Below are 20,268 nucleotides of genomic sequence, written 5' to 3' on the forward strand. Positions count from 1 at the left end.
TCAAAAAAAGCTAAGAGCGTGATGCTCTTTAGCTTTTTTTGATTTTTGATGGATTATTAACCTTGTATAAAACAGGTTCTTCAATAATGAATTCTTCGTCACAGTCTTTCCCTTTAGGCAATTTCTTTTTAACTATTTTCCCATCGAATTCGAGACTTTCACCCGGCTGAAGTTCAAATTTCTTCAGCGTTTTCGAATGGGAACACCAGCCAAGCCCAACTTCAATCGGTTCGTCCTCCTGAATAATAAGATCTTCAAGTATGATGACTTCATCATTGGCTTCATTGAAATGGTTCCAGCTCAGGGCAAGCTGCTTAACTTTAGCTGTAAAGTGAACCTTATCTGCCGGCAGCTCCAATGCAGGCTGTTTTTCCTTTTTGGCTTTTTTGGCTGCCGGTTTATCACTTTTGCTGTTTTCAGCAGATTTCTTTGTTTCTTCAACAGACTTCTCTGTGGCTTTTTTTGAAGCTTTTTCAGAAGGAGCTGAAGTGATATCCCCAAAATCAGCAGCAAGTGCTTTCCCAAAGCTCGGAGACTGCATCTCCTTAAGATAAGCCGGATGTATGCAGCTCAGATTCCCATCCTGAAACTCGATTATAATTGTATAAAAATCTCCAGACTCCCCGTACGTCTGATAACCTTTAACCGTAACAAGACGCTGCTGTGTTTTTTCTTTATACCAGAATTCCTTTTTAACTTCCCTTGTAGTTGATAATCCCCATTCCCTGACTTTCTCTTCATAATGGGCATCATCCTGAAACGTTTCAAAATGACCCGCCGGAGGAAAATACACAGTATTGTTTGAGTCTTCTATATGAGGCAGAGTAATCGCCAAACCGTCCACATCCTTTCAACATTATTTTAATGGCCATAAGTGATAAAATCAAAAATGTGGAAGGGTTTTTGCGATAACTTTTGAATATAGTTAATAAAAAAGGCTGTTTTTCGAAGATTGTTGTTTGCTAATGGATTATGCCCGTTGATTTCCGCTGCAGGCACTTGCTTTCCGCGGGGCGGGCGCTGAGCCTCCTCGACGCTACGCGTCTGCGGGGTCTCACCTGTCCCGCTACTCCCGCAGGAGTCAAGTGCCCTCCGCTCCAATCAACTCAGCAAATTATACTCAGTTACTCAGTTATGTAAAAGCAACAAATTTTACGAAAACAGCCTTATAAAACAACAGTTTGCTGTAAAGGAGTTAATTAGAATGAATACATTCAAAGACAGAAATGACGTTCCGCTGAATGAGAAATGGAATCTGGACGACATTTACTCCAGTTTGGAACAATGGGAAGAAGATTACAAGCTTATTGAACAACTGGCCGATAAGCTGAAAACCTTTGACGGACAGATTCACGATGGCAACTCCCTTTATCAATACCTTGAAAAAAAAGAAAAACTCTCTTACATATTTAATAAGCTGTACGCTTTTGCAATGCTGAAAACCGATGAAGACACACGTGTGACAGATTCGCAGGCCTATGTAGACAGGGCAAAGCAATTAAGCGTCAAAGTCAGTTCTTCCACTTCTTTTTTTATGCCATTTCTCTTAAGCCTTGATGAGGAAACACTGAAGAGCTATATTGCTGAGGAAAAGGGCTTGAAATACTTTGAGGAGGACTTGCTCGAATCCTTCCGCTATAAGCCGCATGTCCTTAATAAAGACAAGGAGGAAGTCCTGTCCCATCTCGGCGAAGCACTTTCGGTTCCCAGCCATACTTTTGGAATGATGAATAATGCAGATATAAAGTTTGGCGATGTAACAAAAGAGGATGGCGAGAAGGTTGAACTGACGCGGGGCATGTATGCGAAAATCATGGAAGAAGAAGACCGGGAAAAGAGAAAAGAAGCCTATAAGGCCTATTACCAGCCCTATGTGCAGCTTAAGAACTCCATTGCTTCCACCCTTTCTGCAGCGATAAAAAACAATGTCACCATGGCCAAAATCCGTAATTATCCTTCAGCACTTGAAAAAGGACTATTCGGTGATCAGGTGCCAAAGGAAGTGTATGTCAATCTAATTGAGACGACTAAAAAAAATATCGATGCAATGCATCAGTATACTGCGATACGCAAGGAACAGTTAGGCATTGACGAGCTGAGGCAATATGATCTAAGTGTTCCTTTAGTAAAGGGTGTCAAACCTGAAATTTCCTATGAAGAAGCTTATGACACCATGTGTAAAGCGCTCGAGCCTCTTGGGGATGATTATATTTCTATTCTGAAGGAATTTAAGTCAGGCCGCTATATTGATGTGCGGGAAACTCCAGGGAAGCGGTCAGGTGCCTATAATCTCGGCATTTATGGAGTTCATCCTTATATCCTCCTGAATCACCGTGATGATCTGGACAGCCTTTTTACACTTGCTCATGAATGCGGGCATGGTGTCCACAGTAAGCTGAGCTCACAGCACCAGCCGCAGATCACCGCCCGTTATAGCATCTTTGTGGCGGAGGTCGCTTCAACAGTGAATGAAGTGCTCCTGATTCATTATCTGCTGAACACGGAGAAGGATAAAGATGTCCGCAGGCATCTCCTTAATTATTTTATTGATCAGTTTAAAGGAACCTTCTTTACTCAAGTTATGTTTGCTGAGTTTGAGATGAAAACCCATGAATTAGCGGAAAGGGGAGCGCCGCTTAACGCTGAGGTTTTCAGCGGAATTTACGAACGTTTATTCCGTGAATATAACGGGGATGAAATTGTTTTTGATGAAGAAGTGAAATTCGGCTGGGCCAGGATCCCTCATTTTTACCGTCCATTTTATGTGTATAAGTACGCAACCGGATTTGCGTCTGCCATTCATTTGGCAGCGAAAATTCTTGAAGGAGACAATGAAACGCTGCAAAACTATCTGGAGTTCTTAAAAAGCGGAAGCGCCGATTATCCGCTGGAGCTGTTAAAGAAAACCGGAGTGGATCTGATTTCTCCATATCCTATTGAAAACTCCCTTCGGAAATTCAGAGATCTTGTAGAAGAATTCGGAAACCAATAGAAGGATTGGGCCTGTTTCTTGGTATAGAAACAGGCTTTTCTACAGTCATAATTAAAAGAAAAGCCTGCTGAAATACAATTAATGGACAGGATGAAATATTCCTGCAATAATTGATGCAAACTTTAATTAAAATGAAGATAATGCAAATAAATTGTGAAGGATGAAAGGATGAAAGTACTTCTGGCAAGCCCGAATTTTCACCAGGCAAGAGGGAACACAGTTACTGTTCAGCGTATATCCGATAACCTTAATAAGCTGGGCATTGAGACTGAAATAATCAATATCACAGACGGCTGCAAATTATCCAGCCTGCCAAAAGCCGATATTGTGCATGGCTTTAACGCTTATCGGTTTGGCCAATTCATGAAGGGGCTCGGTGAAAAACCTGAAAGATATGTCGTAACCATGACCGGCACTGATTTAAATATCGACCTTTATGACCCGGTGAAGAAAACCGTAGTCATTCAAACCGTTAACAATGCCGAAGCTATACATGTTTTTGATGAAGAAGCTAAGCTTGTACTGGCAGGTGAAGTTCCTGAAGCAAAAGATAAAATCAGCGTTATCCATCAGGGCACTGTAATATTTTCTGAAGCTTGTGCCGACTATAAAAAAGAACATGGCACTTTTTTATTTTTGCTGCCGGCAGGAATCCGCAACGTGAAGAATATTCCTTTTGCCATCGAAAAGCTTAAAGTGTTGTATGAAAAGAATCCCCACATCCGTCTTTGGCTGGCGGGTCCCATAATTGAAGAAGAAGAGGGGAATATCGTAAAGACCCTTACTGAAAAAAATAAAGAATGGGTTCAATATCTCGGCCAGATCCCGCATCACCATATGGGAGAGCTATACAGGCAAGCGGATGCCGTTTTAAACACATCCCATTCTGAAGGCCAGCCTGCTGCCATTTTAGAAGCAATGGGGTATAGCCTTCCTGTTCTTGCAGCCGATAACCTTGGCAACAGGAATATCATTTCACATCAGGAAACGGGTTTAATCTACACTAATCCGGTCGAATTTCTTGATTATGCAGACAAACTAGTGAATAATAACGAATTGAGGATAAAATTGGGGCATGCTGCCAAACTCTACGTGGAGGGCAGTCATTCTTCGGAATATGAAGCTAAAACCCTTCAAAACATTTACGAAATCATCTTTGAAAAGTCCCCAAGTAAACAATAAATGAGCAAGGAGTGAGAACTATGTCGAGAGAAGAAATCGTGAAACTGACTTCTTTATCAACAAAAGGCGGCTGAGGATGCAAAATTGGTCCTGAAGACCTGGCGCAGGTTCTGCGTCATTTGCCTAAGTCTGTACCTGACCCCAACCTCCTGGTAGGATTGGATACATCGGATGATGCAGGCGTATATAAAATAAATGATGAAACTGCCCTTGTGCAGACACTGGATTTCTTCACTCCTATCGTTGATGACCCCTACATGTTCGGCCAAATCGCCGCAGCCAATTCGCTGAGTGATATTTACGCTATGGGCGGCAAGCCTATAACCGTCATGAATATTGTAGGTTTCCCTATCAGCAAACTGGATAAAAGCATACTTGCAGACATTCTGGCTGGAGCATCCGATAAAGTGAAAGAATCCGGTGCTGTGTTAGTTGGAGGGCACTCCATTGACGACCAGGAGCCAAAATTCGGTTTATCTGTTACAGGAACCGTGCATCCTGAACGGATAAGAACAAATGCAGCAGCCAAGCCTGGCGACAAACTGATCTTAACCAAGCCGATTGGCGTCGGCATTCTTACTCAAGCGATTAAAAGGGATATGCTGGATCAGGAAGGCATTGACCGTGTGATGGAAGTGATGGCTGCTTTAAATAAAGAGGCAGCTGAGGCTATGGATAACTACCAGGTTAATGCCTGCACAGACATTACTGGTTTTGGCCTTCTCGGCCATGCGATGGAGATCGCAGAAGGAAGCGGCACAGGATTAACCATTGAAAGCACAGCCGTGCCTGTTCTTCCAAAAACCAGGGAGCTTGCCCAGCAGAACATTATTCCCGGCGGCTCTAAAAAGAATCATAAATGGCTCTCCGGACGTATTCAATACGAAAATATTGATGATGTTGACCAAGTGATTCTTTGTGATGCTATAACATCAGGAGGACTTTTAATAACCGTTCCTGAATCAGAAGCTGAACCCCTCCTAAATGACCTGAAGGAAAAAGGTGTAGAATGGGCTTCCATCATTGGAACAGTCACAGATCAAAATCCCGGAAAGATTACGGTGATCTAAAAAGGACTCGAACAGAGTCCTTTTTTACCTTTACTAAAAAACAAAATAAGGAAGTGCTAACATGAAAAAATTCTTAATGCTCCTGACTATCTTCTCAATGATGCTTTTGTCAGCCTGCAGCGGAAATGAAACAGATAACACAGATAAAAATGGAAAAGATCAATCGAAAGAAAAGTTCACCATTGGGGTCATCCCTGTTCAAACAGAGGGATCGATGGAAGCTGCCATGGAGAAATTACAGTCAACCTTATCTGATAAACTCGATCGGGAAGTAGCTGTCGAAGTTTATCCGGATTATAACGGGGTAGTGGAAGCCATGAACTACGATAAAATTGATATGGCATACTTCGGCCCATTAACATATGTTGTTGCCCATGAGAAGAGCGGTGCCAAAGCCATTATTACACAGCTAATTGATGGAGAACCATTCTATTATTCATATATCATTACCCACAAGGACAATCCATGGAACTCACTTGAAGATTTATTGAAAAACAGCAGTGAAGCTGACTTTGCCTTCGGTGATATCAATTCAACGTCAGGATCCCTTATCCCATCCATAGAATTAAAGGACCGTGACGTTTACCAATCAGAGGATGAACACAGCTTTAAATCCGTCCGATTCACGGGCTCACATGACGCTACTGCATTGGCAGTTCAAAATAAACAGGTGGATGCCGGTGCGATCGACAGCGCCATTTATAATCAATTAGTGGATTCAGGAAAAGTAGATGGAGAGCAGTTTAAAACGATCTGGAAATCAGAAAAGCTTTTCCAGTACCCTTGGGCTGTACATGAAAACACTGATGAAGAAACCATTAAAGCATTGAAGGAAGCTTTTCTTGCTATTGAAGATCCCGAAATTCTGGATGCATTCGGTGCAAGCGGATTTACTGAAGCAAGCAACGAAGATTATGAAAGCATCCGTCAGGCTGCCCTAAAAGAGGGACTTATTAAAGAATAGGGCTGATAAGATTGTGGTTTAAAAAACGCAGCATATTAACATATACCGTGTTGGCTTTATTCATTTTTCTAAGCATGAAGCTGACAGAATTCGACTTATCGAAATTCAGAGACTTCCGCAACATGATTGATTTCCTGTCCCATTGGTTCCCGATGGATTTTTCTCTCCTTCCAAGGATACTGGAAGACAGTCTGGAAACATTGGCCATGGCTTTTCTGGGAAGTTTCTTCGGGCTTATTATCGGACTTCCCTTAAGCTTTATGGCCGCCAAAAATACTTCCGGCTCAAAGTTTGTTTACCATATAACCCGAGTCGGCCTCAGCTTTGTCCGATCCATCCCTGAAATTGTTTTTGGTTTGATTCTTTTGACGGCTCTTGGGCTTGGTCCTTTTCCGGCTGTCCTGGCCATTATGTTTCATAACATTGGGGTTCTGGGAAAACTGATCTCAGAACTCATTGAAGCATCCGATCCAGGGCCGCAGGAGGCCATGAAAGCAGTTGGGGCAAAAAGCTGGTTTGCTTCTCTATTCAGCATCCTTCCTCAAATATGGCCAAATGTATTGTCAAATTACTTCTACCGGTTTGAGGTTGCCATAAGGACTTCCCTTATCTTGGGCTTTATTGGCGGGGGAGGAATTGGCCAAAGACTTTTTAATGATTTTAAAACCTTCCAATACAATTCGGTTTCGCTCGATGTCCTGGTGATTATGATTATTGTTATTCTAGTGGACCTTTTTGGAAGCTATGTCAGGAACCGAGTGATATAAAGGAGGACGGAAATGCTTGAGATTCGAAATATAACTGTCCGTTATCCCGGCATGAAGCATGATGCGCTTAATTCAATAAATCTGATGATACACCCTGGAGACTTTGTTTGCGTGCTAGGTAAAAGCGGTGCCGGAAAGTCCACCCTGATCCGCTGTCTAAATGGCCTGCAGACCCCTTCATCAGGGGAAATCATCTGGGATGGCCAATCCTTTTCTGCACTTAGTGATGAACAGCTTCGGAGAATCCGCAGGGAGATGGGCATGATCTTTCAGCATTTTAATTTAGTTCCGCGATTGACTGTCCTGCAAAATGTTCTGACAGGCATGTTCGGCTACAGGAGCAGTTTCAAGAACCTCATTGGCTGGTTTACAGAGGAAGAAAAGGCTCAGGCTAAACAAGTCATTGCAGAGGTGGGCTTAACCGACTTTGCTGACCGCAGGGTTGAGCATCTTAGCGGAGGGCAGAAGCAGAGAGTAGGCATTGCCAGGGCTCTCCTTCAAAAGCCAAGGTTCCTGCTGGGAGACGAGCCTGTTGCCAGTTTGGATCCTGGAACTTCAGACCGGATTTTCAGCCTGCTGCAGGAGATGCATAATCGGCATGGTCTGCAAACCATAATTAATGTCCATGATGTTCAATTGGCTAAACGCTATGCAACCCGCATCATTGCTTTAAAAGATGGGGAAGTCGTTTTTGATGGTAAACCGGAACAGTTCACAGATGATATGTATGTATTTACATATGATGCAGAAAGTTATCAAGAAAAATCGTATAGCCGATCAACTTAAGAACAGGAGGCAGAAGAATGGCCAATTGTCCATGAGTAGTGGATAGCTCGAACGTCGTGTACGTTTCGAATGACCCTGACATCCAGTTATTCAATTCCGGACATCCATCGAAGAAAACAGTAACGCTGACTTTTGACGATGGGCCGGCAAGAGTTCTTCCGGAACTATTGGATATATTGAAGAAAGAGAAGGCTCCGGCTGTTTTCTTCTGGCAATCAAGGCTCTTATACCCCGGTCGTCCGTGGAAAAGAGTCCTGGAAGAAGGCCATCAGATAGGAACTCACTCTTCAAAGCATTCCAATTATGCTAAATTGACCCCAAATGAACAAATCCAGGATCTCAAGAGAAGCAAATTAAAGATTGAATCCATCACTGGCCAGGAAGTGAAGCTATTCAGGCCCCCATATGGGCAGTATAATGAACATACCATTGCTGCAGCTAAAGAGCTCGGCCTCTCCACCATATTGTGGAGAATCTCGTCCATGGACTGGGAGCTCAAAGAAGAGCCTGAACAAATGATCACAAACGTTCTAGAGAACCTGGAAGACGGAGCAATCATTCTTTTGCATGAATTAAGCCAGACTGTAGAAGCCCTGCCTGAGTTAATTGCTAAGATAAGGGGAAAAGGCTACGAATTCAGTTTGCTGTAAAAAGTATCCTCTCTGAGGGTACTTTTTTTTATGCACTGAAAAAAGGAGTATTATTTTTTAAAGCCATTTTATATATATTGTTAGGTAGGATGCCTATAAGGGGGAGCGAAAGCTTGTTTACTAATATTGTGACTGCAAACGGGACTCTGAATGACCGTTATATTTTAAGGAGAGAGCATTTATATCAGGGCTCGAACGGCCGGTTTGTCGAGCGCTTTTTTATTGATGAGAGCAAGAGCTATATTTTCAAACCCCTGACAAATAATACTCAGCTTGGAAAAGAAGTGTGGATTTTCGAAAATGTATTGGCAGAACTGCCGCTAAAGTTTCCAAAAATCCTGTCGTATTCCGTTCAAAACGCACTAAGCAATAATTGGATTATTTTAGAGGATCTTGGCACCATCACACATACTTTTGTTTCTAAGATTGCACTCGAACTAACTGCATTAATGGCCAAATGGCACTCTTTACCCGCTGAGCGGTTTTCCAATACAAAGCTGAGTGGTCCTAAACCAGCTATTGAGGAAATGGCAAACCATATTCTGCAGAACAAAGAGAAGGTTTTTACTATTTTCAGGTTACATAATATTTCAGAACGATTAGGAATCACCCTTTTCAGCGCATGTACCTCTAAATCCTTTTCTGATGTGAAGGTTCTTTGCCATGGGGATTTGCACCAGGGGAATTTTGGGTATGCTGGCGATAAAACGGTGGTTCTGGACTGGGAACATTGCCACTTAAACATACCTCATTGGGATTTATTTCATTTAATCGATATGTCACATCCGGATTTCCCTAAGCCTGATGACCATACTTTACGAAATAAGATTCTGGACTGTTATTGCGAGGAATCCCAAATCTCTGTTCCTGACAGGGTGAAATTCAAACAGGAATATTATTTATTTTCAGCTGTTTTTTCGGCTTGGATGATGCTGTTAATACAATCAGATTTAGAAAATCAGAGAGCGAAGTGGACTACAGAACAGCTGTCGAGACAATTAAAAGAAACAATCCGCAATCTTGTTGAATGTGCGGAAGAAATCATTTAGAAAGAAGTAAGTTCAAGCTAATTGACACAAATCAGCTAATATGATATTTAAATATTGTTTAGCACTCTTAAGGTTTAAGTGCTAATGCAATAAAGAATGGTAAGGGGAGAGACTAACATGGAAACAAAACAGTTTCAGGCAGAATCCAAGAGATTATTGGAAATGATGATTAACTCCATTTACTCTCAAAGAGAGGTGTTCCTGAGGGAGCTTATTTCCAACAGCAGTGATGCCATCGATAAGATCTACTACAAAGCACTTACAGACGATTCTTTAACGTTTGACAAAGACAGTTACTACATAAAAATCGTTCCTGATAAAGAGAACAGGACATTAACAATCAAAGATACCGGCATTGGCATGACTAAAGAAGAACTGGAAAACAACCTGGGTGTCATCGCCAAAAGCGGTTCTCTCGCATTTAAGAAAGAAAATGAGATTAAAGATGGGCATGATATTATTGGCCAATTTGGAGTAGGGTTTTATGCTGCTTTCATGGTCGCAGATGTTGTAACAGTGATCAGCAAAGCACTTGGCAGTGACCAGGCCTACAAATGGGAATCCCATGGTGCTGACGGTTATACGATTGCACCATTTGAAAAAGACGCGGTCGGTACTGAAATTATATTAAAAATTAAAGAAAACACAGAAGATGAAAGCTATGATGAATACCTTGAGGAGTACCGTTTAAAGTCGATCATAAAAAAATACTCTGATTTCATCCGCTATCCTATTAAAATGGATGTTAAGGTAAGTAAGCCTAAAAGTGATGCCGAAAACGAGTATGAGGAAAATATTGAAGAGCAGACCATAAACAGCATGGTCCCAATCTGGCGAAAGAATAAAAGTGAACTGACAGACGAGGATTACGAAAAGTTCTATCAGGAAAAGCATTATGGCTTTGACAAGCCGGTAAAGCATATCCATATAAGTGTGGATGGTACAATCCGCTATAATGCGATTTTATATATTCCTGAGAATATTCCTTTTGATTATTACTCAAAAGAATATGAAAAAGGCCTTGAGCTTTATTCGAATGGCGTTTTAATCATGAATAAGTGTGGAGATCTTCTGCCTGATTACTTCAGTTTTGTCAAAGGGATGGTAGACTCCGAAGATTTATCACTTAATATCTCAAGGGAAATGCTCCAGCATGATCGGCAGCTGAAGCTTATTGCGAAAAACATCAGCAAAAAGATTAAAAATGAACTGCAGCAGCTGATGAAAAATGAGCGGGAAAAATATGAACAATTTTATAAGTCATTTGGAAGACAATTAAAATATGGTGTATACAGCGATTTCGGAACCCATAAAGAAACGCTCCAGGATTTATTGATGTTCTATTCTTCAACAGAAAAGAAATTGGCATCACTTGATGAATATGTATCTCGAATGAAGGATGACCAGAAATATATTTATTATGCTGCTGGAGAGTCAAACGAAAGAATCGAAAAACTTCCACAAACTGAGCTCGTGGCGGACAAAGGTTATGAAATTCTGTACTTTACTGAAGATATTGATGAGTTCGCCATTAAAATGCTGATGTCCTATAAAGAAAAGGAATTTAAGTCAGTCTCAAGCGGAGATCTCGGCATAGAGAATGAGGAAGAAAAGATAACCGAATCAGAAGAAAAAGAGCATAAGGATTTATTCAGCAGCATGAAGGAGATTTTATCAGGAAAAGTAACTGATGTCCGGATTTCCAAAAGGCTTAAAAGCCATCCGGTTTGCCTGACTGCAGATGGCGAAGTCACCATTGAAATGGAAAAGATCCTCAGCACCATGCCTGACAATCAAAATGTTAAAGCGAACAAGGTACTGGAAATCAATTCAAGCCATGAGGTGTTCCAGGCTTTAAAAAATGCAATGGAAAATGATAAGGAAAAGTTAAGTCTCTATACAAACCTCCTATATAATCAGGCCTTGCTGATTGAAGGCCTGCCAATCAGCGACCCTGTGGAGTTTACGAATGATATCTGCAAAGTTATGGTCTAATAACTATACAAACAGCCCGATTCCATTGGGCTGTTTTTTGTTATTTGTTTAACGATTCTAAGGAATATTTTATGTACCAATAAACACACTAAGCAATAATGGAGTGCTATGTTTCACAGCAAGGCAATTACCCTGAAATATATGCCTTGTCCTTTACTATACGTTCTTGACATGGTACGGCTTCGAAAATATTGAAAACTCCAAGCAACCATTCCACCTGGTAGAAGGTGAACAAATACATTCCAGAATCGGGAAGGAGATTAACATGTCTGTTTTCGTTTACCAATCATTTGAAGTGAAGCAGGATAATTTCGTTGAAGCTCTAAAAAATCTGAGGATGATCCAAAGTTACCGGAACGAAAATTACGAGCACAAGGTGGAGCTATTGTCGCCAATTTCAGGAGATGATCATACATATGCTTTCCTATCCACATATGAGGGCCTTGCAGAGATGGAATTGCAAAACAAAAAGATGTTTGAAGATGAGGAATACAAAAAACTGATCGAGCAATTTTTCCTGGAGGATATCGTCCAGGGAAGCATGCACACTCAACTGTTCAGAACTGTAACAGGATTAAAGAGCGACAGTTCCGAGAAAAAGAAATAAGGTTTTTTGGCAATTTTCCATGTGGCATCGAAACGGAAGCCGATCAGCAGCTGAATCGGCTTATTTTTCTGCCAGCATGCGACGCAATGAGGGAGGTACATCATGGATTTTTTTCTTCCAAGCGGCAATTCCTCGAAAGAAAGTAAATCAGGTGATTTAAAATGGTGGCAATTATCACTGATTGGTGTGGGCTGCACCATCGGGACCGGATTTTTTCTGGGGTCTGCCATTGGAATCAAGATTACAGGACCAGCCATTGTATTTTCATTTATATTAGCGGCTATCGGAACTTATATAGTCTATAATCTTTTAGCTAAAATGACAGCAGAAGACCCTCAGGAAGGATCTTTCTGCTATTATGCCAATAAAGCGTATGGGAAGTGGGCAGGATTTAGCTGCGGCTGGAATTACTGGTGCTCAAATATATTAATTATGGGGAGCCAGTTAACCGCTCTATCCATATTAACGAGATTTTGGCTCCCGCATGTCCCGCTTTGGATTTTTGCAGCGGGCTATGCCATTCTTTCGATTATTGTAGTCCTAACAGGAAGCAAGGGCTTTGATAAGGCAGAAAACCTCTTTGCAGTTATTAAAACTGCTGCTATCATCATGTTTATCATCCTGGCTTTTGCTGCATTGGCAGGGATAATGGATGGAGATGTCAAACATCCGGGATTCCCGGGGTCTGCCGGTGACTGGTTTCCAGAGGGCTTTAAAGGCTTTTGGTCATCTTTAATATATGCGTTCTATGCATACGGAGGAATAGAAGTAATCGGGCTGATGGCTACCAGGTTAAAAAAGAAAGAAGATGCTCCCAAAGCCGGCATTATCATGCTGATTGTCCTGGTCATCATTTATGTCATTTCACTTGGCTTAGCCGTTTACATGGCTTCACATGGGGAATTTAATGAAAAAGAAAGTCCGTTTGTGACTGCCATGGAACATTATAACCTGGACTTTTTCCCGCACGTTTTTAACGCAGCCATCATCATTGCGGGCTTCTCAACCATGACAGCTTCACTGTTTGGAGTAACATCATTGCTGGTTACTTTAGCTATTGATGGCGATGCTCCAAATCTTTTTTCAAAAAAGATAAAAAAGTGGAAGGACCTGCCGCTGCCATCACTCGCACTTGCAACAGCCGGTTTAATTGCATCCATTGTAACAGCTCTGCTTTTGCCAGGGAAAATTTATGAATACATTACCACTGCTGCAGGAATCATGATTTTATTCAATTGGTCTTTCATCATTATTTCTGCGCTGCGGATATTGGAGAACAAGATATTTGGCAAGCTCCTTGCCATTTTTGGACTGATCCTGATCCTTGCTGCGGTCAGCGGAACATTACTTGAAAAATCAATTCGGTTTGGTTTTTTCGTAAGCTTACTTTTCGTTGCAATAATAGCGATTGCAGCTCTGATTATGCAAAAGGCAGTATGGAAGAACGAAGGAAAAGGAACCTGTTAAAAACAAACACCAAATGTCTGGTGTTTGTTTTTTGATGGATGGAAGAAAGAAGGAGGGAAGGCAAAATTACTTTAGGTACGGAGTCAGTTTCTGAATAATTTGATTCAGCTTTTCACCATTTCTTTCATACATTTTCTGTGCACTTTTTGAATCAGTCTGCAATGAAAATACTTCAAGGTCCGCTGCACACTTCTTAATCATGGCCAGAAGCAGAGGACGCTGTTGGGGTGCAGGAACCTTAATTAAATCATCATATACATCCACTGTTAAATCACCAAATGAATCAATTTGTCCCAAAAAAATATTTTCCTGAGCAAGGCCTAATTTCTCGATCTCAGCTTTCAGCCACTTTTGGTTTTTTCCCGACCCGGCCAATGGATCGTTTAGAATTTTACCATCCATAATAACCGTTTGCGGTTCTTTTTCCTGAGGCAGGTTCAGTTGAAGATCTTTTGGAGTGAGCGGCTGGTTTTCCTTCTTCAGCATGATGCTCAGGTCACCACGAGGCTCCAGAACTGCAAACTCCACATCGGCAGCCTTAAAGACATTTTTTTGGCGCAGCAGGGAGGATAGGTCATCAATAGAGTATCTTTCTTTTTTTAAGTTGTCTTCCAGAATCTTTCCATCTTTAATAAATATTGTCCCTTTTCCTTCAAAGAAATCGCGGAAGCTTTTGCTCTTTAAGGCTAGAATATCAGCAAATAATGTAACAAGACCAAAGATCATAATAGAAAGAATTCCGCTTGCCCAATGGTTGTCTAAGCCCATAATAATTTCACCGGCTATACTCCCAATGGTGATGCCTGATACATATTCAAAAAAGGAAAGCTCTGAAATTTGTTTTTTTCCAATCATTTTTGTAATAACAAACAAAACACCCGCAAACAGTATAGAACGAGCACCAATCAGCAGCCACTCAGGCATAATTTCATCTCCATATAATTAATTTGGTTTATATTGAGGCTCCTCAAACTCAATAACCTTTTTTCTGCTTTCCAAATCATTTTTTATTGTGCTAATATCCAGCATAGATTCATGAAAAAGACGCTTTGCTTCTTCGTCCATTGAAGTTAATGCAAAGCTGGATAATTGTGCTTCGATAGAACGTATTGCTGCAAGACATTGACTGATATCAGAAGCAATGGTCATCGGGAAAATCACACCATTCATAAGAGTTTTTATATAAAACGGCGGCTGGCAAAAGCCAGCCATTTGATTTATTGATTATATTGAGGCTCTTCTTTCTGAATTTCCTGAAGCCTTGGTTCAAGGCTATCAATGATGGATTGTGTCTGCTGGGCAGCGCTTTGGTACAGCTGCTTGGCATTTTGATTTTCGGTAGCAAGAGCAAAGGTTTCAAGGCTTGCCTGAGCGCTTTTTAACCCTGCAATAGCTTGTTTTACTTGAGTTCCAACTGTCATGGTCTTACCTGCTTTCTGTATTAATAAATCACACGTGTATTTTGGCTTTTTTCAACTTTTATATGTGATTAGTCTGCTGATTTTTGCTGGGTATTCAAGAAGTATTTGTTTAACTGGAGTTAAAAGGACCATCAAAAAAATTGCCAGCATATTTGCATTCCACTAAGTGAAAATTAAGAACCGGATGATTAAAATCTCATCCAAATTCGTTTTATAATAAGGGAGTGCTTGCAGTTGAATAACTGGATTTCAGCGCTTTTCAATAATATGGGGAATATGCGCAGGCCAATGATGAATATGTTTGGCGTAAAAAGAAAGAGCAACTGGGGCTGGCTATGGGGATCACTAATCAGCATAGTGCTGAGCACAGCAGCGGTAGCTTTTACACGCAGCCGAAACCACAGCGCCAATATGCATCCCATGCAGCAGATCATGAACAAATCAAATATGAACAATGCTTTTAAGAACCAAAACCTGTCAGCACTCACTGAAATGGCAGATGAGCTTGGTTTTGAGAAGAAGAAGCAATAGATGGAAATGCCCACAAGTATGTGGGCATTTTTATATTTTTTCAACAAACAAGAACATATGTTTGATATAATAAATTAAAGGGAGAGGATAAAAATGCGAAATCCTGAAATTGATGATAAGCAAATCATAAATATGTATAAAAGCGGGATGAGTTTTAAGGAAATGACAAAGATCATAGGTTTAAGCGACAGAGCCATTCGCAATGTACTATATAAACATAAAATAGAAATGAATCGGAGTCGATCATCTGGACAACCCAGAAAGAATATGGTTAATGAGGGTTTCTTTAAGACATGGTCTAATGAAATGGCGTGGGTCCTAGGATTAATAATTACAGACGGGTGTATAAATAAAACTATAAACACAATAACTCTAACTCAAAAAAATGAAGATATTTTAAGATTAGCCGCAAAGTATATGGAAGCAGACTATATCCTGGCACCTGCAGGAAAAACTAAATCAACTCCGACATTAGTCATTAATTCAAAAAAAATAAAAAATGATTTGTTAGCGTTAGGTATAACAGCAAATAAATCTTTAATTGTTCCATTTCCCAAGGTTCCAGAAGAATATATGGCTTCTTTTATAAGAGGCGTAATAGATGGAGATGGCTGGGTGCAGAAAAAAGGGTATGTGATGAATATTACAACAGCTAGCCAAACATTTGCCAAAGGCTTACTAACTGTTTTTGAAAATTGGAGCTTAAGAAGCGAAATAACTATTGAGGTGAGCATCACGGGAAACCTCATATATCGAGTATGGGTAAAAGGAAAAACCTATCTTCCTTTGCTTGCGAATATTCTATATAATGATGCTGTTGAGCACTTGGAATCACAAAAGAAGGCAAATATGCTGATACATTCGACCTTAAATTTAAATAAATAATTTACCATTAAACAGGAGGCGGGCGTAATAATGTGGGAATTAGTAAATGGCAAGTTAATTCAAAAAACTGACGAGAATAGAGTAAAATTCAGGACAAATATAAGTAAGTCTATACTAAATGAATTAGAAACTTTATCAGCAGAACATGACACTCATATTAACTATCTGCTTGAAAGCGGACTTCAAGAAGTATTGAATCAGGATTTTATTACATATGATAAAAAAACTCGGCCAAAGGATCGAGTTCAATACAAGACAACCTACGATAAAGTCTTATTGGAAAAAGTTAAAGATTTCGCAAACAACCACGGACTCTTTATAAATGATGTTATTGAATACAGTGTACGTTTTATAAATCTGGAGAAAATAAAAAACAGCAGCTATAAGAACAGGGTAGAGTAGCAGCAGCTGCTTTATTCTTAAAATATATTACAACGCCCCGAACATAATATATATTATAGGAAGTAATGAATTGAAATAAAAATACTGTCTCATTATCAAAGTATACTTAAGATAGTGAGACAGTATAAAATTTTTCATCAAATTAATTCTACTTGTTTAATTTGCATTTATAGAATTTTGAAATGAATTTTCAGCTGAATTTATTTACAGCCAGATTCATTTTCACTAAATTCCTGGTTTTATGTTCTGATGCTCCAGCTGATATTAGTTTAATCCTTATTTAAGGGATATTTTTGAAGATTCATAAACCCCTCTTATATTTTATATTTAACATATCTAGTTTACATAATATTTTTACGTGCAACCTTTTTCTAAACTTATTCACTATCCTGTGTACTATTAAAGAATATTTCTGCCTGATCTTTATTTTCCTTTCCATTGTTATTGTTATTTTCTTTTTCACCCATTATCCCATCAGATTCATAACTTAATTCAAATGTGTTCTTTTGTTCCTTTTTCATTTCGATCGCTCCATTGTTTTGATATTTAGTACAGTGTCTTTTACATTAATAAATGCGTTTTGAGCGCCACCAGAACATATGTTTCCTAGATGCTTTTCACACTGGCATCATTGCGGCAGTTAAATACTTTCTTGGTGTCCCATAATAAATCAGCTTGCTGAATTCCGGATAAATAGATTCAAAGTATATAAAGATTGGCGAATCAAGCAGCCATGGATAGTTGGAATAAAAAGACCGGTCTCCATAGACCATGGCTGTCAGCGCCAGATTTAATTCTTTCTGGAAAATGAGAAACCTTATTTTTGCGTATTGCTGATCAAATTCCCCTCTGCTGATATACACCCTCCCGCTCAGAACATACTGCCCCATTTGCGGAATCCATTCAGCAAAAACTTCATCACGGAATTTAGGATTAATTGCACTAAAATCATAGCATCCGCCTATTGCCAAAAATAACTCTCCGGTTGCATCTGAGTGTGTAAGTGTATATTTCCTGCTGTCTACGGGTCTGAATTCCGTTGCAGGAGGCAAATATTTTACCGACAGCTTAGATGGATTAAATTTGCTCACATGATGACCCCCCTATGCAAATTTCCTTATGCCCAGTATATGGGAGCCATATAGAAACGTGACAAATGCCCAGTCACTAACGCTTACGGGAATTCATTTTCATGACTTTGGTGTCTTTTAAATTCCATTTCCCATCTTCATACAGCCAAAAGGACTCTACAAAGGCAATGGTATCTGCATTATAGGCCCCGCTTATTCTCTGAACTCCCATTAATCCCTCTTTCCCTTCAACAAGGATGATCTTTAAAGTGCTATAAGGATTTACCATAAGCTCAGTTGGCTCGCTTAGCTTCCCGTTTACATACAGACCGAGCCGTTCATACTCTTCACTCCTGTCCCGTAAATCGAACGTATACGATTGTTTTGTTTCCTGGATGCTGATATTTGCTTTGTACCCATTTTCAAATTGACTATTAATTACTAAAGGATCTGGAACGGAGAGGTCAACCAGCTTAAAGTCCTTCAAAGTATATAAATAAAAATTCGACAGGCCTCCGCTTCCGCCAGTTGGAATACTAATATACATGTCTTTGATTGAATCACGGTTTAAATCTTCAAACTGTATTTGAGGTTCATATCCTCCCTCAAGCTCCGCTTTATACTTATTACCGTCTGACGCCTTTACTTCAAGTGAAATCTCCTTTAAAAATGAAGCGCCTTCCTCATAATAGACACCCTTAATATAGACAGTGTCTGCCTTATTATCACCAGTAACATCCACTTTATCTTTTGACAGCTTTACAGTCTTTTGTTCTTGTTCACCTGCATATACACCGGTTATAGCGGATAAAGACATAAAAAAGAAAGCCGCAAACGCAAAAAGCAATTCCTTCTTCATTTACGTATCCTCCCTATTTTTTTATTATCTTGCCCAATTTTGGAAATAACATGTAAAACCACAAAAAACCTCCTATCCCAAGGATAAGAGGCTGTGATAAATACATTATTTAGCTTCTTTTTTTAAAGCACTTTCTTTTGTTTCCCAGGATTCAATCCCTTTTAGACCTGGGATAGAATCCGCATAAAACACTGGGTCTTTCCCTTCTTTCCTCTGTGCCTTATAATCATTTAAAGCGGCATAGGCGACTTTAGCAAGCAAAATAATCGCTATAAAGTTAATGATCGCCATTAAGCCCATGAATAAGTCAGCAAGGCTCCAAACGATAGCTAAATCAACTACAGATCCGAAGATAACCATTCCGATTACAGCCAAGCGATAAATAAATAGCGCAGTGCGGCTCTCTTTAATAAATTCAATATTGGTTTCTCCGTAATAATAATTTCCGATAACCGAAGTAAAAGCAAATAAGAAAATAGCAACTGCAATAAAAATAGGTGCCCATGATCCAACATGTGTGCTAAGAGCTGCCTGAGTCAATTCTATGCCAGTAAGATCTGAATTCGCATAATCACCTGATAGCAGGATAATAAACGCAGTAGCAGAACAGATTAAGATCGTATCCACAAATACACCAAGGGTTTGGATCAGTCCTTGTTTTACAGGATGGGAAACCGCTGCTGTTGCCGCTGCATTTGGTACACTACCCATACCTGCTTCATTTGAGAATAGACCCCTTTTAATACCCATCATCACAGCTGCACCCATTGCTCCGCCCGCAGCCTGATCAATTCCAAATGCACCCTTGACTATGCTGCCAATCAGATTAGGGATTTCAGTAATGTTCATGATAACAATGATGATAGCGACAGCTAAGTATATAACCGCCATAATCGGCACAACAACTTGAGAGACATGCGCAATCCGTTTAACACCGCCGAAAATGATAGCCGCCGTTAATACCGCCAGCACAATTCCGATGGTTAGACGGCTAGTGCCAAACGCTTCATTAAACGCTAAAGAGATGGTGTTCGATTGGACAGAGTTAAAGACCAATCCGAAACAGAATGTAATAATGATTGCAAAAATGATCCCCATCCAGCGCTTGTTAAGGCCTTTTTCCATATAGTAGGCAGGTCCACCACGGAAACCATCTTTATCTTTTACTTTGTAAATCTGGGCAAGTGTGCTTTCAATGAAGCTTGAAGCTCCCCCAATAAATGCGATAAGCCACATCCAGAAGACAGCACCAGGTCCCCCTGCAGCAATCGCAGTTGCTACACCGGCAATATTACCTGTACCAACACGGGAAGCTGCACTAATAGTAAAGGCCTGAAAAGATGATATCCCTCTTTTGCCTTCAGCAGATACCATTGCTTTATCGCCCAATATTCTGAACATTTCACCAAAATATCTTAATTGGACAAACCTGCTTTTAAAACTGAAAAATAAACCAAGAATAATTAATGCGGCAATCAAAATGTACGTCCATAAAAGATCATTTAGAAAGCCTACGATTGTTTCCAATAAACCCATGCTATTCCCCCTAATTATTTTTATTATCTTGCAAA

At 40.1% G+C, this 20,268-nt stretch carries 22 protein-coding genes; 14 read left to right on the forward strand and 8 right to left on the reverse strand.

Annotated elements, in window-relative coordinates; all coding sequences use genetic code 11:
* Positions 1–28: 28 nt before the first annotated feature.
* Positions 29–844, reverse strand: coding sequence for a hypothetical protein (locus ACTHRG_RS11105; RefSeq protein ID WP_440231189.1), 816 nt, complete (start codon positions 842–844; stop codon positions 29–31).
* A 360-nt stretch (positions 845–1,204) separates the two neighbouring features.
* On the opposite strand from ACTHRG_RS11105, the gene pepF reads away from it, so the two are divergent.
* The 11 genes from pepF (at position 1,205) to ACTHRG_RS11160 (ending at position 13,529) form a co-directional block, all read left to right on the forward strand.
* Positions 1,205–2,992, forward strand: a complete 1,788-nt coding sequence (gene pepF / locus ACTHRG_RS11110; protein WP_440231190.1) for an oligoendopeptidase F — start codon at positions 1,205–1,207, stop codon at positions 2,990–2,992.
* 168 nt (positions 2,993–3,160) lie between these two features.
* Positions 3,161–4,174, forward strand: coding sequence for a glycosyltransferase (locus tag ACTHRG_RS11115; RefSeq protein WP_076256448.1), 1,014 nt, complete (start codon positions 3,161–3,163; stop codon positions 4,172–4,174).
* Positions 4,175–4,194: 20 nt separating this feature from the next.
* Positions 4,195–5,244: a selenide, water dikinase SelD gene (selD, locus tag ACTHRG_RS11120; RefSeq protein WP_175609045.1), complete on the forward strand. Its 1,050-nt coding sequence runs from the start codon at positions 4,195–4,197 to the stop codon at positions 5,242–5,244.
* Between the two features lie 61 nt (positions 5,245–5,305).
* Positions 5,306–6,208 carry a phosphate/phosphite/phosphonate ABC transporter substrate-binding protein gene (gene phnD / locus ACTHRG_RS11125; RefSeq protein ID WP_076256444.1) on the forward strand — a complete coding sequence of 301 codons (903 nt, stop codon included), beginning with the start codon at positions 5,306–5,308 and terminating at the stop codon, positions 6,206–6,208.
* Positions 6,209–6,219: 11 nt separating this feature from the next.
* On the forward strand, positions 6,220–6,975 hold the full coding sequence (gene phnE, locus ACTHRG_RS11130; protein ID WP_076256443.1) for a phosphonate ABC transporter, permease protein PhnE: 756 nt from the start codon (positions 6,220–6,222) through the stop codon (positions 6,973–6,975).
* A gap of 12 nt (positions 6,976–6,987) precedes the next feature.
* Complete coding sequence (gene phnC, locus ACTHRG_RS11135) at positions 6,988–7,761, forward strand: phosphonate ABC transporter ATP-binding protein (protein ID WP_076256441.1); 774 nt, start codon at positions 6,988–6,990, stop codon at positions 7,759–7,761.
* 38 nt (positions 7,762–7,799) lie between these two features.
* Entirely contained in the window at positions 7,800–8,411 is a 612-nt protein-coding gene (locus ACTHRG_RS11140) for a polysaccharide deacetylase family protein (protein WP_440231192.1), read from the forward strand.
* 113 nt (positions 8,412–8,524) lie between these two features.
* Positions 8,525–9,460: a phosphotransferase gene (locus ACTHRG_RS11145; protein ID WP_440231193.1), complete on the forward strand. Its 936-nt coding sequence runs from the start codon at positions 8,525–8,527 to the stop codon at positions 9,458–9,460.
* Between the two features lie 117 nt (positions 9,461–9,577).
* The gene (htpG, locus tag ACTHRG_RS11150) at positions 9,578–11,455 is read left to right on the forward strand and encodes a molecular chaperone HtpG (protein ID WP_440231194.1); all 1,878 of its coding nucleotides are present in this window, start codon (positions 9,578–9,580) and stop codon (positions 11,453–11,455) included.
* A 265-nt stretch (positions 11,456–11,720) separates the two neighbouring features.
* Entirely contained in the window at positions 11,721–12,062 is a 342-nt protein-coding gene (locus ACTHRG_RS11155; RefSeq protein WP_076256433.1) for a hypothetical protein, read from the forward strand.
* A 102-nt stretch (positions 12,063–12,164) separates the two neighbouring features.
* Positions 12,165–13,529 carry an amino acid permease gene (locus ACTHRG_RS11160; protein ID WP_076256431.1) on the forward strand — a complete coding sequence of 455 codons (1,365 nt, stop codon included), beginning with the start codon at positions 12,165–12,167 and terminating at the stop codon, positions 13,527–13,529.
* 66 nt (positions 13,530–13,595) lie between these two features.
* On the opposite strand, the gene ACTHRG_RS11165 is transcribed toward ACTHRG_RS11160, so the two are convergent.
* The 3 genes from ACTHRG_RS11165 to ACTHRG_RS11175 form a co-directional block, all read right to left on the reverse strand.
* Positions 13,596–14,453 carry a DUF421 domain-containing protein gene (locus ACTHRG_RS11165; RefSeq protein WP_076256429.1) on the reverse strand — a complete coding sequence of 286 codons (858 nt, stop codon included), beginning with the start codon at positions 14,451–14,453 and terminating at the stop codon, positions 13,596–13,598.
* Positions 14,454–14,471: 18 nt separating this feature from the next.
* Positions 14,472–14,678, reverse strand: a complete 207-nt coding sequence (locus ACTHRG_RS11170; protein WP_076256632.1) for a DUF1657 domain-containing protein — start codon at positions 14,676–14,678, stop codon at positions 14,472–14,474.
* 68 nt (positions 14,679–14,746) lie between these two features.
* Positions 14,747–14,950: a DUF1657 domain-containing protein gene (locus ACTHRG_RS11175; RefSeq protein ID WP_440231195.1), complete on the reverse strand. Its 204-nt coding sequence runs from the start codon at positions 14,948–14,950 to the stop codon at positions 14,747–14,749.
* Positions 14,951–15,184: 234 nt separating this feature from the next.
* Between ACTHRG_RS11175 and ACTHRG_RS11180 the strand changes: the two genes are divergently transcribed.
* The 3 genes from ACTHRG_RS11180 (at position 15,185) to ACTHRG_RS11190 (ending at position 16,768) form a co-directional block, all read left to right on the forward strand.
* Positions 15,185–15,481 (forward strand): hypothetical protein, encoded by a 297-nt coding sequence (locus tag ACTHRG_RS11180; protein WP_083675282.1) that lies wholly within the window; start codon positions 15,185–15,187, stop codon positions 15,479–15,481.
* Between the two features lie 93 nt (positions 15,482–15,574).
* A complete protein-coding gene (locus tag ACTHRG_RS11185) occupies positions 15,575–16,366 on the forward strand; it encodes an LAGLIDADG family homing endonuclease (RefSeq protein WP_076256425.1) in 792 nt (263 codons plus the stop codon).
* Between the two features lie 30 nt (positions 16,367–16,396).
* Positions 16,397–16,768 carry an rRNA methyltransferase gene (locus ACTHRG_RS11190; RefSeq protein ID WP_076256423.1) on the forward strand — a complete coding sequence of 124 codons (372 nt, stop codon included), beginning with the start codon at positions 16,397–16,399 and terminating at the stop codon, positions 16,766–16,768.
* A 377-nt stretch (positions 16,769–17,145) separates the two neighbouring features.
* On the opposite strand, the gene ACTHRG_RS11195 is transcribed toward ACTHRG_RS11190, so the two are convergent.
* The 4 genes from ACTHRG_RS11195 to ACTHRG_RS11210 all read right to left on the reverse strand — a co-directional run bounded on the left by ACTHRG_RS11195 (position 17,146) and on the right by ACTHRG_RS11210 (position 20,233).
* Complete coding sequence (locus tag ACTHRG_RS11195; RefSeq protein WP_440231196.1) at positions 17,146–17,289, reverse strand: hypothetical protein; 144 nt, start codon at positions 17,287–17,289, stop codon at positions 17,146–17,148.
* Between the two features lie 96 nt (positions 17,290–17,385).
* Positions 17,386–17,859, reverse strand: coding sequence for a staygreen family protein (locus tag ACTHRG_RS11200; protein WP_440231197.1), 474 nt, complete (start codon positions 17,857–17,859; stop codon positions 17,386–17,388).
* A 76-nt stretch (positions 17,860–17,935) separates the two neighbouring features.
* A complete protein-coding gene (locus tag ACTHRG_RS11205; RefSeq protein WP_440231198.1) occupies positions 17,936–18,697 on the reverse strand; it encodes a hypothetical protein in 762 nt (253 codons plus the stop codon).
* 105 nt (positions 18,698–18,802) lie between these two features.
* Positions 18,803–20,233 (reverse strand): alanine/glycine:cation symporter family protein, encoded by a 1,431-nt coding sequence (locus ACTHRG_RS11210; protein WP_076256418.1) that lies wholly within the window; start codon positions 20,231–20,233, stop codon positions 18,803–18,805.
* Positions 20,234–20,268 lie beyond the last annotated feature (35 nt).

The sequence above is a fragment of the Cytobacillus sp. SAFR-174 genome (assembly GCF_051964675.1).
Lineage (GTDB): Bacteria > Bacillota > Bacilli > Bacillales > Cytobacillaceae > Cytobacillus.

Coding starts and splice junctions, on each gene's coding strand:
- pepF (WP_440231190.1), top strand. CDS start 1,205: ATGAATACATTCAAAGACAGAAATGACGTTCCGCTGAATGAGAAATGG.
- ACTHRG_RS11115 (WP_076256448.1), top strand. CDS start 3,161: ATGAAAGTACTTCTGGCAAGCCCGAATTTTCACCAGGCAAGAGGGAAC.
- phnD (WP_076256444.1), top strand. CDS start 5,306: ATGAAAAAATTCTTAATGCTCCTGACTATCTTCTCAATGATGCTTTTG.
- phnC (WP_076256441.1), top strand. CDS start 6,988: ATGCTTGAGATTCGAAATATAACTGTCCGTTATCCCGGCATGAAGCAT.
- htpG (WP_440231194.1), top strand. CDS start 9,578: ATGGAAACAAAACAGTTTCAGGCAGAATCCAAGAGATTATTGGAAATG.
- ACTHRG_RS11155 (WP_076256433.1), top strand. CDS start 11,721: ATGTCTGTTTTCGTTTACCAATCATTTGAAGTGAAGCAGGATAATTTC.
- ACTHRG_RS11160 (WP_076256431.1), top strand. CDS start 12,165: ATGGATTTTTTTCTTCCAAGCGGCAATTCCTCGAAAGAAAGTAAATCA.
- ACTHRG_RS11165 (WP_076256429.1), bottom strand. CDS start 14,453: ATGCCTGAGTGGCTGCTGATTGGTGCTCGTTCTATACTGTTTGCGGGT.
- ACTHRG_RS11170 (WP_076256632.1), bottom strand. CDS start 14,678: ATGACCATTGCTTCTGATATCAGTCAATGTCTTGCAGCAATACGTTCT.
- ACTHRG_RS11175 (WP_440231195.1), bottom strand. CDS start 14,950: ATGACAGTTGGAACTCAAGTAAAACAAGCTATTGCAGGGTTAAAAAGC.
- ACTHRG_RS11185 (WP_076256425.1), top strand. CDS start 15,575: ATGCGAAATCCTGAAATTGATGATAAGCAAATCATAAATATGTATAAA.
- ACTHRG_RS11190 (WP_076256423.1), top strand. CDS start 16,397: ATGTGGGAATTAGTAAATGGCAAGTTAATTCAAAAAACTGACGAGAAT.
- ACTHRG_RS11195 (WP_440231196.1), bottom strand. CDS start 17,289: ATGAAAAAGGAACAAAAGAACACATTTGAATTAAGTTATGAATCTGAT.
- ACTHRG_RS11205 (WP_440231198.1), bottom strand. CDS start 18,697: ATGAAGAAGGAATTGCTTTTTGCGTTTGCGGCTTTCTTTTTTATGTCT.
- ACTHRG_RS11210 (WP_076256418.1), bottom strand. CDS start 20,233: ATGGGTTTATTGGAAACAATCGTAGGCTTTCTAAATGATCTTTTATGG.